Origin of the sequence: Nocardia seriolae NBRC 15557, from assembly GCF_007990715.1 — a bacterium.
GTDB lineage: Bacteria > Actinomycetota > Actinomycetes > Mycobacteriales > Mycobacteriaceae > Nocardia > Nocardia seriolae.
The window spans coordinates 1-13,674 of sequence record NZ_BJWY01000163.1 but is presented as its reverse complement, the minus strand read 5'-3'; the positions used below and the strand labels follow the sequence as shown (position 1 = coordinate 13,674).

Below are 13,674 nucleotides of genomic sequence, written 5' to 3'. Positions count from 1 at the left end.
AGTACTAACCGGTGCACGATGTCCAGCAGTTCGTGCGCCTGGTCGGCGGCGTCCGGAATCTGTTGCGGTGCAGCGGAAACCAGGGTCGCGGTGATCGGCACCCGGGCGGCCCGGGACAGCTGCTCGATCAGCTCGTCGAGTTGGGAGTCCATCAGCGTGGAGACCGGGACCAGCAGGGTGCCGCCGTCCACGCTCAGCAGCGACAGCACCTGGTCCGGGTATCGGGTGGCCAGTTCCGCCTGCACCCGTCGCAGCTTGCGCCGCGCCACCACCGCGCCGTCCACGGTGGGGGAGCGCTCCTCCGGATGTTCCGGAATCGCCAGCGCCAGCACGTGATACGTCTCGGCGATCTCGATGCCGCATTCGCGCGCCATGGTGGAGGTGCTGTGCCCGCCCAGCAGCGCGGAGGTCAAGGTGTGCACGGCGGTGTGGTGTTCGCTCACCACGGCCCGCAATTCGCGCACGTAGGCCATGGCCACCGCGGAGGTCATCCGGTCCAGCAGTTCCACCACGAGTTTCGCGCCGTCCATGATGTTGTCCATGTCGGCGGCGGCGATCACCAGGGTCGCGCCCTGGCCCTCGGTCTCCTGGCGCACGTGCCGCGACATGGCATTGGCCATCACCAGTTCGGACCCGATCTTGAAGCCCTCGTGGATGGCGTGGTGGATGGTGTCGATCGGGATGCCCTCGCGCGCCCACTGCGCGGCGGCCTCCTCCAATCGCTTGGTCTTCTCCGGAATATCGCGACCGTCCAGCATGCCGACCGCCAATTCCAGGCAGATCCGGGTGATGGCGGTGACGTCGCCGTGAATGGCGTCCCCGGGCAGCGTCCCGCACGGCGCGACCGTCTCGACGAAATGTCCGACCATGTGCTGCGCGAGCCCGCGCACGTCCTTGAGCGGCGACGATATCGGGCTACCGGACACGGTGAGCCCCGCCCGGGCCGGAATCTCCACGGCCATCCGTGCTCCCTTCCACCCCCGGGTTGCGCCCCTTCCGGGACCTGAAACGCTAACGCATGCCGCATTTCCCAGCGGCGGGTTCGAGTCGTGCTGTGAAGCCACAGTAATGCGCTTCCGGCCGACTTGTGACTTCTCACATGCGCCAGGCGGTACCCGCATGACAGCGCACAGCTACCGGATGGAAGCATCGGGGCATGGCCGAGGCGACGCGCAGGATCGGGATTCTGTTGTTCGACGGGGTGGAAGAGCTGGACTTCGCCGGGCCCTGGGAGGTGCTGGCGTTCTGGACCCGCATGGTCCCCGAGGACGGCTGGGAGGTGTTCACCTTCGCCCGCACCGGCGCGGTCGTACAGTGCGCCAAAGGCTTGAAAGTGACACCGGACCACTCCTTCGAGACCGCGCCCGCCATGGATGTTCTTGTATTCCCCGGTGGACAGGGCACCCGCGGCATGGTCCATGACACCGGCATGCTGGATTGGCTTCGCGCACAACGCGATCGGATCCCCCTGATCACCAGCGTCTGCACCGGCGCCCTGGTCCTGGCCGCCGCGGGCCTGCTGAAGAACCGCCCCGCCACCACTCACTGGCGCTCCCTCGACGTCCTCGCCGAACTCGACCCCACCATCCAGCCGCGCCCCGACGCCCGCTACGTCGACTCCGGCGACATCATCACCTCCGCGGGCGTCTCCGCCGGCACCGACATGGCCCTCTACCTGCTCCAGCGCCTCGTCGGCGACGAACGCGCCCGCTGGGTCCGTCGGGGCATCCAATACGACCCCGAACCCCCGCGCGGCACCGACTGGCCCGCGGGCGCGGAATGGACGGTGGGCTCGGTGGATCCGACCGCGCCGAGGTGATGCCCGGGAGCCGGGACGACGCTCAGGCCAGATGCGCGATGTCGTTGTAGACGGTGAGTCTCATACCGGAATCCCCGCGCTCCCAACGGGTTATCGACGCGTTGCGGACCTGGGCCCAGGGCTGCGAGCTGATCGTCGGCTCGTCGATCTCCCCGAAAATGTAGCGGGTCAGCACGACTGCGATGTCGTGGGTGAAAACCAGGACGTGGCCGTGCATTTCCCGCAGGACGGGGCGCAGCCGCAGGGCGACGTCGGGCCAGGACTCGCCCCCGGCCGGGCGATGGTAGAAGCCGCCGAGCAGGCGCAGCTGCCGGTCTTCATCCGGATAGCGGCGCTCGATGCCGATTCTGGTCAGGCCGAACAGGATTCCGGTCTCCCGATCGCGGAGCCGCTCGTCGAGATGGATCGGCGGTGCGGGCAGGGCGGCGAGCGCCAGCCGGGCTGTCTCGCGAGTGCGCAGATACGGCGAGCAGAGCACCACGTCGAAGCCGGACTCGTACTCCGCCAGCCGCTTACCGGTGGCGACCGCCTGCGCGGCACCCAGCTCGGTCAGCGGCACGTCGGCATCCCGTATGCCCGTGGCGAATTCCTCGGCTCCGGTATCGCGCACCGCATTGACCGTGCTCTGGCCGTGCCGCACCATCGTCAGCGATCGCAGTCCACTCCCCGTGACATCCATGCGTCCATGGTGATCACAACCACGGCTCCCCGCACGCCCGAAATGCGACGGGTCTGCGGCGGCACCCGATCGGCCCTGCCGCCGCGGCCGGGTCCGCGCCGACCCGAAGGCCCGCGAGCCGCTCGCCGCGGAGTGGGCTAGCGGCGGGCGTCGGTCGGGGTGCCCACCGTGATGTCGGCGGGCGGGAGCCACAGGGTGGCGATGGTGCCGCCGCCTGCCGCGGGCTCGATGGAGGCGTTGCCGCCGTGGGCCTGGGCGACCCAGGCGACCAGAGCCAGGCCGATGCCATTGCGGCCGGTGCGGCCCGCCGCGCCGCGGTTGAAGGGGCTGGCGGACATGACCGGGTCGACGCCGGGGCCGTGGTCGCGGATGCTGACCCGGCCCTCGGCGACATGGACCTCGACGGGGGCCGCGCGGTTGACCGCGCCGTGGGTCAGGCCGTTCTCCAGCATGTTCCGGATGGCCAGGCTGAGCAGCTGGGGGTCGCCCACCACCACGCTCGGGTGCGCGGTGACAACGATGCGCGGGTCCCCGGCCTCCTCGGCCACGGCCTCGGCGAGCTGGTCCAGGCGCAGCATGGTGCGCTCGGGTTCGGCGATGCCGGATTGCATGCGGGCGCGGGCGAGCAGGCCGGTCACCAAGCGCGCCATGCGATCCGCGAGTCGCCGCGCTTCGGCGAGGGTCTGCTGCACGTCTTCGGGCTTGGGCTTGGATTCGGTGAGCAGCTTCAAAGTGGTGAGCGGCGTGCGCAAGTCGTGCGCGGCGTCGCCCAGGAACTGCTCGTGCTCGTCGAGCATGCGCAGCGCCTGGCGCTGACTGCGCCCGGACAGCAGATACGAGGCCGCCGCCGACATCAGCACCACCAGGCACCCGCCGATCAGCAACTCTCACACCAGGGTTCGATGCGCCCCGGCGTCGTCCGCGGACTCGGTCCCGGCCAGGATGACGACGATATTGTCCCAGTCGTTCCAGAACACCGGACTGCCCGCGACCGTGACGCTGCGCCCGGTGATATCCGTGCCGGTGAAGCGCCTGCCCTGGTAGGTGATCCCGTCGGCGTGATCCTCGACCTGCGTTGCGAGCGTGGCGATCTGGGTGTCGTCGGGCATCAGCGAGCGCTGGTAGGTGTGCGCCTGCTTCCACGGCTCGCCCGGTTTGCGCACCGCCACCACGACCGCCGTGGAGCCCTTGGCCAGCTCGTCGTCGATCACGGTCGACAGGTCCAGCACCTGCTTGTCGTCGTGCTGGATCGCGCGCGCCAGCCCGTTCACCACCAGCTCGACCCGATCCTCGGCCCGGGTCTGGCGCGCGTGCGCGTCGATGGCGGCGGCCACGTAGCCGAACACCAGCACGGCCGCCGCGGTGATCACGGTGACCAGCGCGGTCATCAGCCACCGGGCCCGCTCGAGCCGTACCACGGCCGGTGAGCGATGCGAACTCACCGCTCCGCCTCCCCGCGCTGGAGCTCGCCCGAGATCAGGAATCCGGTCCCGCGCACGGTCTCGATCACGCTCGGCTCCCCGAGTTTGCGCCGCAGCTTGGCCACCACCGCGTCCACCACATTCGATGCGGGCTCGGCCATTTCGTCCCAGCAGCATGCGATGAGGTCGGTGCGGGTGACCACGCTGCCGCGCCGGGTGGCCACGAGTTCGAGGACCGCGAACTCCTTGGGCGTGAGCATGAGCATGATGCCGCCGCGGGTGACCCGCCGGCGCATGAGGTCGATATCGATGTCCGCCACCGCGATTCGCGAGGCGGTGGGCTGTTCGCGGCGGCGGCACAGCGCCCGCACCCGCATCACCAGCTCCGGCAGCGCGAAGGGTTTGGTGAGGTAATCGTCTGCGCCGGACTCGAATCCGGCCAGCCGGTCGTCGAGGCCGTCGCGGCCGGTGAGCATGAGCGCGGGCACCGTGTGCCCGGCGGTACGCGCCCCGGCGACCAGGTCCAGGCCGTCGCCGTCGGGCAGGCCGCGATCCACCACCAGGCAGTCGTAGCGATTGATGGCGATCTTGAAATCCGCGTCGGCGATGCTCTGGGCGAGGTCCACCGCGAACCCGGCCGAGCGCAACCCATCGGTCACCTCACGGCAGAGCTGGTGATCATCCTCTAGCACCAAAACACGCACAGAGGCAGAGACTAGGGCATACCGGACGCCTTCCCAACGGCTGCGGCCAGTCGCTTTGCGGAAAATGATCGAAAAATGATCGGCCGGGCGCACGCCTCGGATTCCGACCTTCTCACGGAATCGGCCGACCGGTCGAGTGCTTTCCGGCCGCTTGTCACTCACGCGCCGACCGCTGTCGCCGACACGCCACCGGTCCGTACCGGTTAGTACCGGCCAGGTCACGCGCGATTAGGTCACCCTCTGTATTCTGGACGAGGTTGTTCTGTCGACAGTGGTTTCGGAGGGGGTGAGGTCCATGCGTGGTGAACCTCCCAGTCGAAGGCCGCGTGGCATCGCCCCCCGATCCCGTCGATAGTTCTTCCGGCGGTGGTGGAGCGGTGCCCGCGGTGTGATCCGGTGCATCCCATTCACTCCTGACTCGCCATCCGGCCGAGGTTCCGCCATGACGCAGACCGATCTGCCCACCGTCGTCACCGACGTGCGCGCCCCCGAAATGAACCGCCCCGAGGGCCTCGAAATGAATTGCCCCGAGGGCGATTCCCTGCGCGCCATCGTCGACTGCCACCACCTGAGCCCCACCATGGAGTGGCTCGACAATCACGCGCCCCACGTCATCGCCGACCAGCTGGCCCGCATGGACGCGGTCAGCGCGGTGATGGCCTTCCGCCTGCTCGACAAGGACCGCGCGCTCGACGTGTTCGAGGAGCTCGAGCCCGTCGACCAGCAGCAGATCCTCAGCGGCCTGCGCGATCAGAGCTTCCGGGAACTGGTCGAGGAGATGGATCCCGACGACCGCGCCCGCATGCTGCGCGAGGCGCCCGCCAAGGTGGCCAAGAAGGTCCTGGCCGGGCTCAGCCCGCACGAACGCCGCATGACCGCGGCGCTGCTCGGCTACCCGGAGGGGGCGGTCGGCTACTACATGACCCCGGAAGTCGTTGCGCTGCCGCGGAATCTGCCCGTCACCGACGCGCTGCAGACGGTGCGGACCAAGGGCGCCAATGCCGAGACCGTCTACACGCTCCCGGTCGTGGACGCGGGCCGCCGCCTGATCGGCGTGGTCGAGCTGCGCGATCTGGTGCTCTCCTCCCCGGAAGCGATGATCGCGGATCTGGTTGTGGCCGAGCCGGTCTCGGTGCGCGCCACCGATTCCGCGGAGAAGGCGGCCCGGCTCATGCAGGGCGCCAACCTGATCAACCTGCCGGTGGTGGACAGCGAGGACCGGCTGGTCGGGCTGCTCACCATCGACGACGCCGTCGAGGTCATCGAGGCCGCCGACTCCGAGGACATGGCGCGCCAGGCCGGTACCTCCCCCTGGCAGGGCCACTACATGGCCGCGGGCGTATTCCAGCTCGCCCGCTACCGCGCCCTGTGGCTGCTGCTCCTGCTGGTCGCCGCCACCCTCACGGTCACCGTCACCAACTTCTTCGAGCCCACCCTCGAACAGGCCGCGCACCTGGCGCTGTTCATTCCGTTGCTGATCGGATCCGGCGGCAATGTCGGCGCGCAGGCCGCCACCACCTGCGTGCGCGCCATCGCGGTCGGCGAGGTGCGGCCCTCGGATCTGTTCAAGGTGATCTGGCGCGAATGTCGGGTCGGTCTGCTTCTCGGCTGCATGCTGGCGGTGGTCGGCATGGTGATCGGCACGCTGTTCGTGGGCGCGAAAATCGCTCTGGTGGTCGGCATCGCGCTGGTCGTCATCTGCGGCTGGGCGGCCACCATCGGCGGCACCATGCCGCTGATGGCCAAGAAGCTGCGCATCGACCCGGCGGTGATCTCCGCGCCCATGGTGACCACGCTGGTGGACGCGACCGGTCTGATCATCTACTTCACGACCGCGAAAGTGGTGCTCGGCATCTGATCGGCAAACAGGTGGGGGCCCGACACGCCCCCACCCCGGCTCGATGTGACGGACTACACCGCTGTAACTTTCTCCAGTCGGTGGCGTGCTCGCCCACATCCTTTCCGCGTTCTCGCAGGACAGCGCGAAGACACGTGAAGACACAACTTCTTGTGCTGCCAAAGGATGTCACCTACCAGTAGTAGTGTTCAGGGCAGAGATACTCCGCAGGGTCCGGTGAGCTGAGAAGGGTGTGTGAACGGGCGTGAAGCTGATCGATCGAGTAACCGCGATCAACTGGAACCGCGTGCAGGACGAGAAGGATGCCGAGGTCTGGGATCGGCTCACCGGCAACTTCTGGTTGCCGGAAAAGGTCCCGGTCTCCAACGACATCCCGTCGTGGAACACGTTGACCGCCAATGAGAAGCAACTCACCATGCGGGTCTTCACCGGCCTCACCCTGCTCGACACCATCCAGGGCACGGTCGGCGCGGTCAGCCTGATCCCGGACGCGATCACCCCGCACGAAGAGGCGGTGCTGACCAATATCGCCTTCATGGAGTCGGTGCACGCCAAGAGCTACAGCTCGATCTTCTCGACCCTGTGCTCCACCCGCGAGATCGACGAGGCCTTCCGCTGGTCCGAGGAGAACCGGAACCTGCAGCGCAAGGCCGAGATCGTGCTCGAGTACTACAACGGCGAGGACCCGCTCAAGCGCAAGGTCGCCTCCACCCTGCTGGAGTCGTTCCTCTTCTACTCCGGCTTCTACCTGCCCATGCACTGGTCCTCGCGGGCCAAGCTCACCAACACCGCCGACATGATCCGCCTGATCATTCGCGACGAGGCCGTGCACGGCTACTACATCGGCTACAAGTACCAGAAGGGCCTCGAGCTCATCGCCGAGGCCGAGCGCGAGGAGCTCAAGGCCTACACCTTCGAGCTGCTCTTCGAGCTCTACGAGAACGAGGTCGAATACACCCAGGACCTCTACGACGAGGTCGGCCTCACCGAGGACGTCAAGAAGTTCCTGCGCTACAACGCCAACAAGGCGCTGATGAACCTCGGCTACGAGGGCCTGTTCCCCAAGGACGAGTGCGACGTGAATCCGGCCATCCTGTCGGCCCTTTCGCCCAACGCCGACGAGAACCACGACTTCTTCTCGGGCTCGGGTTCGAGCTACGTCATCGGCAAGGCCGTCAACACCGAGGACGAGGACTGGGAGTTCTGAGCGCCCCCTGACCCGCCGCGCATTCGGCCCCCGAGTGAGACTCACTCGGGGGCCGAATGTTAACCGCAGCAACTGATTTCGCAACGGTCGGGGTAACTCACCGGGTACGCCCGAAATAGTTTCGATACTCAACCGCCCGCACGGATGCATGAGTGTTCACGGCACCCGAGCCGTCCGCTGAAGGCCCGGAGTGGCGGGGGAGCGGTCAGTCGGTCACGTAGCCGTTCAGGTTGAGGCGCATGTCGTCGATCAGGGCGCGGGCGGCGGTGATGCCGTTGCCGTGCCAGATGGAGTCCTCGACCGCGAATTCGCGGCGGTCGGCGACCGCGCCGAGCTTCTTCCAGTCGTCGCCGTTCATGACCGACTTGCCGTACTTCAGGCCGTCCGGTCCGTCGAACATGAGGAAGATGATGTCGCCCTCGACCTTGTTGCGATCGGTTTCGGTGCTCAGCGAGGTCACGTCGAAGGAGTTGCCGCGCTGCGGGGCCGGGCGCTGTACGCCCGCGTCGCCGAGCACCTGCGCCGCGAAGCTGTTGCCGCCCTGGACCGCAATGGCATTGGGCAGGAAGCGGATCACCGACGCCTGGGTCAGCGACGCGTTGACCGCATTGCCCGCGTCCTTGGCGGCGGTGCGGTACTCGTCGAGCGCCTTGGCCCCGGCGGTCTTGCGGTCGAGGGCCTCGGCGAAGCCGGCGAAGGTGGCCTGCCAGCCGTTCTCGTCGCCCTCGAGCACGGTCGGGGCGATGGCCTTCAACGCGTCGTAGCGATTGCCGTCGGTGGCCGCGCCGAGGATCAGATCCGGTTTCAGCTCCGCGATTTTCGCCGGATCCGGGTCGCTCACCAGGCCGACCCCGGGGATCGCGGCGATACCGGTGCCCAGGTAGGCGGGCTGCGGCGTGGCCCCGGCCACGGTGGCCGCGCCGACCACCCGCTCCCACAGGCCCAGCGCACATGCGGCGTCCAGCGCGGAAGTGGACAACACCACAATTCGCTTGGCGTCCGCGGGCACCTCGGTGCTGCCCGCCGCGTGGGTGACAGTCCTTGTCCCGGAAGCAGAATCCGGATTGCTCGGCAGCGGGCACGCCTTGGCGGTGTCGCGCTCGAGCCCGACCACGCCCGCACCCGCGATATTCGTGGTGGTGCGGACGATGTCGGCGGAGTTGTCGTCGGTCTTGGCGCACCCCGCGACCAGGGCGACGGCCAGCGCCGCCGCCGATGACACCAGCAGCGACGTGCGTAGACGGCGCTGGGTGGAGGAAATGGGGGCGAACGTGTTTCGGGTGGAAGCAGTCTCGCGCACCGGCATGGAGCGTAGGGTACAGGCGCTCGCGCCGCCCAGGGACCAAGGGCACATCTCAGAGGGGAAATACGACAAAGAGTAGGACCCGTTCCGACCCTTGCGGCGGCACGGTTTACGATCTCTCACAGCGCAAGCCAACCGTCGTTCGTCAGGTGCCGAACCGGACGCCGGAAGCAGCGTACGAACGATGGCATACCTGTGGAGGTTTCGTGACTGCCGTAGAACCGCGGCCGGCCAGCCTTGTGGAGGCGGCTCGGTCCTATCCGCAAAGGACAGGACCGAAGGGTTCGTTCATCTACAAGATGGTCACCACGACGGACCCGAAGGTTCTCGGCGTCATGTACTTGGTGACGGCCATGTCCTTCTTCATGGTCGGCGGCATCATGGCGCTGCTCATGCGCGCCGAGCTGGCGCGCCCGGGCATGCAGTTCCTGTCGCCCGAGCAGTTCAACCAGTTGTTCACCATGCACGGCACGATCATGCTGCTGTTCTACGCGACCGCGATCGTGTTCGGCTTCGCCAACATCATCCTGCCGCTGCAGATCGGCGCCCCCGACGTGGCCTTCCCGCGTCTGAACGCCTTCAGCTACTGGCTGTACCTGTTCGGCGGCACCATGGCCACCGCCGGTTTCATCACCCCCGGTGGTGCGGCCGACTTCGGCTGGACCGCCTACGCGCCGCTCTCGGACATCGTGCACTCGCCCGGCGTCGGCGGTGACCTGTGGATCCTGGGTCTGGCCGTCTCCGGTCTGGGCACCATCCTGGGCGCGGTCAACATGCTGACCACCGTGGTCTGCCTGCGCTGCCCGGGCATGACCATGTTCCGGATGCCGATCTTCACCTGGAACATCGCCATCACCAGCCTGCTGGTGCTGCTGGCGTTCCCGCTGCTGACCGCCGCGCTGTTCGGCCTGGCCTACGACCGCCACCTGGGCGGCCACATCTACGACCCGGCCAATGGCGGCGTCCTGCTCTACCAGCACCTGTTCTGGTACTTCGGCCACCCCGAGGTGTACATCATCGCGCTGCCGTTCTTCGGCATCGTGTCGGAGATCTACCCGGTCTTCAGCCGCAAGCCGATCTTCGGTTACACCACCCTGGTCTACGCGACCATGGCCATCGCGGCGCTGTCCATCGCGGTGTGGGCGCACCACATGTACGCGACGGGTGCCGTTCTGCTGCCGTACTTCTCGTTCATGACCTTCCTGATCGCGGTCCCGACCGGGGTGAAGTTCTTCAACTGGATCGGCACCATGTGGCGCGGCCAGCTCACCTTCGAGACCCCGATGCTCTGGTCGGTCGGCTTCCTGGTGACCTTCCTCTTCGGTGGTCTGTCGGGCGTCATCCTGGCCTCGCCGCCGCTGGACTTCCACGTGTCCGACACCTACTTCGTGGTGGCGCACTTCCACTACGTGCTCTTCGGCACCATCGTGTTCGCCACCTTCGCGGGCATCTACTTCTGGTTCCCGAAGATGACCGGCCGCATGATGGACGAGCGTCTGGGCAAGTGGCACTTCTGGGCCACCTTCGTCGGCTTCCACACCACGTTCCTGGTGCAGCACTGGCTGGGCAACATGGGTATGCCGCGTCGCTACGCCGACTACCTGCCCTCCGACGGGTTCACCACCCTGAACACCATTTCCACCATCGGTGCCTTCATCCTGGGTTCGTCGATGCTGCCGTTCATCTGGAACGTCTTCAAGTCCTACCGCTACGGCGAGGTCGTGACCGTCGACGACCCGTGGGGCTACGGCAACTCCCTGGAGTGGGCGACCTCGTGCCCGCCGCCGCGGCACAACTTCTACGAGCTGCCGCGCGTGCGTTCGGAGCGTCCGGCGTTCGAGCTGCACTACCCGCACATGGTCGAGCGCATGCGCGCCGAGGCCCACGTGGGCTGGGGATCCAGTTCCCACACCGTGCACGAGCTGGAGAAGGTTTCCGGCTAGCGCTGAGATCCAGCTGACAATGGCGGCCGTCGAAAGACGGCCGCCATTGTCGTTCTGACAGAATGAACAGCGCATCGCGGGCATGGACGATGCGTTCACCAGATGGGAGTTATCGATTGAGTTCAAGCGCGGAGAGGCGGAGCGCGGACACGACGGTTCTGGTCACGGTCACCGGACCCGACAAGCCGGGCGTCACATCGGTACTCCTCGCTGCTCTCGCCAATAACGGCGTCAGCCTGCTGGACGTGGAACAGGTCGTCATCCGGGGACGGCTCACCCTGGGCGTGCTGGTGTCGTATCCCACCGATCCCGAGGCGCTGCAGGATCAGCTCGAGGACGCCATGGCCTCCATCGGCATGGATGTCGACGTGGCGATCGGGGCCAGCGCCGTCTCGGGCGCGAAGCTGTCCACCCACGCGGTCGTGGTGCTCGGATCGCCGGTCACCGCACGGGCATTCAGCGCCATCGCCCGCAAACTGGCCGCGCAGCGGGTCAACATCGACTCCATCCGCGGCATCGCCGACTACCCGGTGACCGGGCTCGAGCTCATGGTCACCGTGCCCTCGGTCGGCGCCGAGGCCGAGACCGAACTGCGCACCGCGCTGGCCGCCGTCGCCGCCAAGGAGAGCGTGGACGTGGCCGTGGAGCGCGCTGGGCTGGCGCGCCGGGCCAAGCGCCTCATCGTCTTCGACGTGGACTCGACTCTGATCCAGGGCGAGGTCATCGAGATGCTGGCCGCCCACGCCGGGGTCGAGGACGAGGTCCGCCAGGTCACCGAGGCCGCCATGCGCGGCGAACTCGACTTCTCCGAATCTCTGCGCCAGCGCGTGGCCACCCTGGCCGGACTCGACGCCTCGGTCATCGACGAGGTCGCCGAGCGCATCGAACTGACCCCGGGCGCGCGCACCACCATTCGCACCCTGCGTCGGCTGGGCTTTCGCTGCGGCGTCGTCTCCGGCGGCTTCCGCCAGGTCATCGAGCCGCTCGCGCACGAGCTGGAACTGGACTTCGTGCAGGCCAACACCCTCGAGATCCGCGACGGCAAGCTGACCGGCGCGGTGGTCGGCGAGATCGTGGACCGCGCGGCGAAAGCCGTTGCGCTGCGCCGCTTCGCGGCCGAGACCGGGGTGGCCATGGAACAGACCGTCGCGGTCGGCGACGGCGCCAATGACATCGACATGCTCAATGCCGCCGGACTGGGCATCGCGTTCAATGCCAAGCCCGCGCTGCGCGAGGTCGCCGATGCCGCGCTCTCGCACCCGTTCCTGGACGCGGTGCTGTTCATCCTGGGCGTCACCCGCGACGAGATCGAGGCCGCCGACTCCCGCGACGGCGGCATCCGGCGCGTCCCGCTGGGGCGGTAAACACGCAACCTCGCCGCGCGATGACACGCAACGCGTGGAGCGGTAACACGCAACGCGGTCAATCCGGTTGCGCCCCTCGCAGCTCCGCTCTCGGTACCGTGGTCGGGATACCCGGCCACGATCCGAAGGAGAATCCGTGCGCGTGCCATTCGCAGTGTTGCTCGGGCCGGTGGTACTGCTCGCGGTCGCCGGTTGCGGCAACTCCAATCCGAACGAGGCGAAACCGGTGACGGCGACCAGCGTGGCGGTGACCACCGTGGTACAGGCGACCTCCGGCGCGCATCCGGCCCTGGCCGTCGGGGCGGATTCCGACGGCCAGGCTCTCATGCTGGCGGGCGGGCAGGGGCTGATCGTCACCCTGGACGCCAACCCGACGACCGGATACGCCTGGGTGCTCGGCAGTCTGGATCAGACCATCGTGAAGCAGAACGGGTCGCCCGAGTACGAGCAGGACCCCAACCCGGACGGCATGGTCGGCGTGGGCGGTAAATCCGTGCTGAATTTCGTCGCGGTGAGCCCGGGAGCCGCCCAACTCGTTCTGGAATACAAGAAGGCGTGGGAGCAAGGGATCGAACCCGCCAAACGTTTCACCCTGAACCTGACGGTTCACTAGTTCGAGGAGTTGTGTTGCCCAGCATCGAATCCACCGTCGATGCCGGATTCGCGGCCAGACACGCGGAGCTGGCCCGGGGGTACGGCGGCGGGGGTGACCCCGCGGATCCGGAGCTGGTGCAGGCCATGCAGATGGTGCTGCACATTCCGAAGAACGATCCGCCCGCGCGCAGCACGCTGCTGGCGGCCGCGGCGTCATCGGTGGTGGCGCTGTGCCTGGACGAGCGGGTCGGGCCCGGCGGGGAATGGGAGGAGCGCTATCTGACCTGGAAACGGTCCCGCATCCGCAAGGTGGCGCGGCGGGCGCGCGGCGCGCAGTGGCTGGCCGCGCAGGAAGTCGACGGTGTCACAGTCGAATTCGCGGGCGCGCAGGCCCGCGCCTTCGTGCCCGGACCCGTCGGCGACATCGATCCGCGCATCAAACGACTCCAGATCAGCGGCACCGAACTTCCCATCGAGGATTCGATCGCAATCGATCCGGAATCTCCGGTGCTGTGGGTGAACGCGGAATTGGGTATGACTGTAGGCAAGGCCGCGGCACAGGTAGGGCACGCCAGCATGTTGCTGGCGGGCGCGCTATCGGTGCGGCGGGTGTATGCCTGGGCCGCGCAAGGGTTCCGGTGCACCGTCGCGGAGGCCGATCCCGGCCGCTGGGCGGAATTGCGGCGGAGTGTGGCCGAGGGTGGTGCGGTGGCGGTGCGCGATGCCGGTTTCACGGAAGTGGCCCCGGGGTCGACGACTGTGATCGCGGTGCCCTAGTGTCC

General features: G+C 67.7%; 13 protein-coding genes. 7 read left to right on the top strand and 6 right to left on the bottom strand.

Annotated features, from left to right (window positions below; genetic code table 11):
- Window positions 1-962: RsbRD N-terminal domain-containing protein (locus NS2_RS32345; RefSeq protein WP_036552540.1), on the bottom strand; the 962-nt coding region annotated here is incomplete at its 3' end.
- Window positions 963-1,156: 194 nt separating this feature from the next.
- Here NS2_RS32345 and NS2_RS32340 point away from each other — a divergent pair.
- Entirely contained in the window at window positions 1,157-1,819 is a 663-nt protein-coding gene (locus NS2_RS32340) for a DJ-1/PfpI family protein (protein WP_063897701.1), read from the top strand.
- Window positions 1,820-1,841: 22 nt separating this feature from the next.
- On the opposite strand, the gene NS2_RS32335 is transcribed toward NS2_RS32340, so the two are convergent.
- From NS2_RS32335 to NS2_RS32320, 4 genes are all read right to left on the bottom strand, one after another.
- Window positions 1,842-2,498: a histidine phosphatase family protein gene (locus NS2_RS32335; RefSeq protein ID WP_033087156.1), complete on the bottom strand. Its 657-nt coding sequence runs from the start codon at window positions 2,496-2,498 to the stop codon at window positions 1,842-1,844.
- A 137-nt stretch (window positions 2,499-2,635) separates the two neighbouring features.
- Entirely contained in the window at window positions 2,636-3,382 is a 747-nt protein-coding gene (locus NS2_RS32330) for a sensor histidine kinase (RefSeq protein ID WP_147207391.1), read from the bottom strand.
- Window positions 3,383-3,385: 3 nt separating this feature from the next.
- A complete protein-coding gene (locus NS2_RS32325) occupies window positions 3,386-3,940 on the bottom strand; it encodes a hypothetical protein (protein ID WP_143161235.1) in 555 nt (184 codons plus the stop codon).
- Window positions 3,937-4,623 carry a response regulator transcription factor gene (locus tag NS2_RS32320; protein WP_033087155.1) on the bottom strand — a complete coding sequence of 229 codons (687 nt, stop codon included), beginning with the start codon at window positions 4,621-4,623 and terminating at the stop codon, window positions 3,937-3,939. Before NS2_RS32320 ends, NS2_RS32325 begins: the two co-directional genes overlap by 4 nt.
- Window positions 4,624-5,065: 442 nt before the next feature.
- Between NS2_RS32320 and mgtE the strand changes: the two genes are divergently transcribed.
- Window positions 5,066-6,481: a magnesium transporter gene (gene mgtE / locus NS2_RS32315; RefSeq protein ID WP_230464634.1), complete on the top strand. Its 1,416-nt coding sequence runs from the start codon at window positions 5,066-5,068 to the stop codon at window positions 6,479-6,481.
- Between the two features lie 244 nt (window positions 6,482-6,725).
- Window positions 6,726-7,688 carry a class 1b ribonucleoside-diphosphate reductase subunit beta gene (nrdF, locus tag NS2_RS32310; RefSeq protein WP_033087154.1) on the top strand — a complete coding sequence of 321 codons (963 nt, stop codon included), beginning with the start codon at window positions 6,726-6,728 and terminating at the stop codon, window positions 7,686-7,688.
- A gap of 205 nt (window positions 7,689-7,893) precedes the next feature.
- Here the strand turns inward: nrdF and NS2_RS32305 are convergent, their stop codons facing one another.
- Window positions 7,894-8,994, bottom strand: coding sequence for an ABC transporter substrate-binding protein (locus tag NS2_RS32305; protein ID WP_063897700.1), 1,101 nt, complete (start codon window positions 8,992-8,994; stop codon window positions 7,894-7,896).
- Window positions 8,995-9,197: 203 nt separating this feature from the next.
- On the opposite strand from NS2_RS32305, the gene ctaD reads away from it, so the two are divergent.
- The 4 genes from ctaD (at window position 9,198) to NS2_RS32285 (ending at window position 13,669) form a co-directional block, all read left to right on the top strand.
- On the top strand, window positions 9,198-10,934 hold the full coding sequence (gene ctaD / locus NS2_RS32300) for an aa3-type cytochrome oxidase subunit I (RefSeq protein ID WP_071811696.1): 1,737 nt from the start codon (window positions 9,198-9,200) through the stop codon (window positions 10,932-10,934).
- An 89-nt stretch (window positions 10,935-11,023) separates the two neighbouring features.
- Window positions 11,024-12,298, top strand: a complete 1,275-nt coding sequence (serB, locus tag NS2_RS32295) for a phosphoserine phosphatase SerB (protein WP_045440214.1) — start codon at window positions 11,024-11,026, stop codon at window positions 12,296-12,298.
- A 142-nt stretch (window positions 12,299-12,440) separates the two neighbouring features.
- Window positions 12,441-12,911: a protease inhibitor I42 family protein gene (locus NS2_RS32290; protein ID WP_145961798.1), complete on the top strand. Its 471-nt coding sequence runs from the start codon at window positions 12,441-12,443 to the stop codon at window positions 12,909-12,911.
- A 14-nt stretch (window positions 12,912-12,925) separates the two neighbouring features.
- Window positions 12,926-13,669: an aminoacyl-tRNA hydrolase gene (locus NS2_RS32285; protein ID WP_228102472.1), complete on the top strand. Its 744-nt coding sequence runs from the start codon at window positions 12,926-12,928 to the stop codon at window positions 13,667-13,669.
- The last annotated feature ends 5 nt before the right edge of the window (window positions 13,670-13,674 follow it).

What these genes read in the sequence shown, in the direction of transcription:
- serB (WP_045440214.1), top strand. Translation starts at nt 11,024, where the DNA reads ATGCGTTCACCAGATGGGAGTTATCGATTGAGTTCAAGCGCGGAGAGG.
- NS2_RS32335 (WP_033087156.1), bottom strand. Translation starts at nt 2,498, where the DNA reads ATGGATGTCACGGGGAGTGGACTGCGATCGCTGACGATGGTGCGGCAC.
- NS2_RS32305 (WP_063897700.1), bottom strand. Translation starts at nt 8,994, where the DNA reads ATGCCGGTGCGCGAGACTGCTTCCACCCGAAACACGTTCGCCCCCATT.
- mgtE (WP_230464634.1), top strand. Translation starts at nt 5,066, where the DNA reads ATGACGCAGACCGATCTGCCCACCGTCGTCACCGACGTGCGCGCCCCC.
- NS2_RS32340 (WP_063897701.1), top strand. Translation starts at nt 1,157, where the DNA reads ATGGCCGAGGCGACGCGCAGGATCGGGATTCTGTTGTTCGACGGGGTG.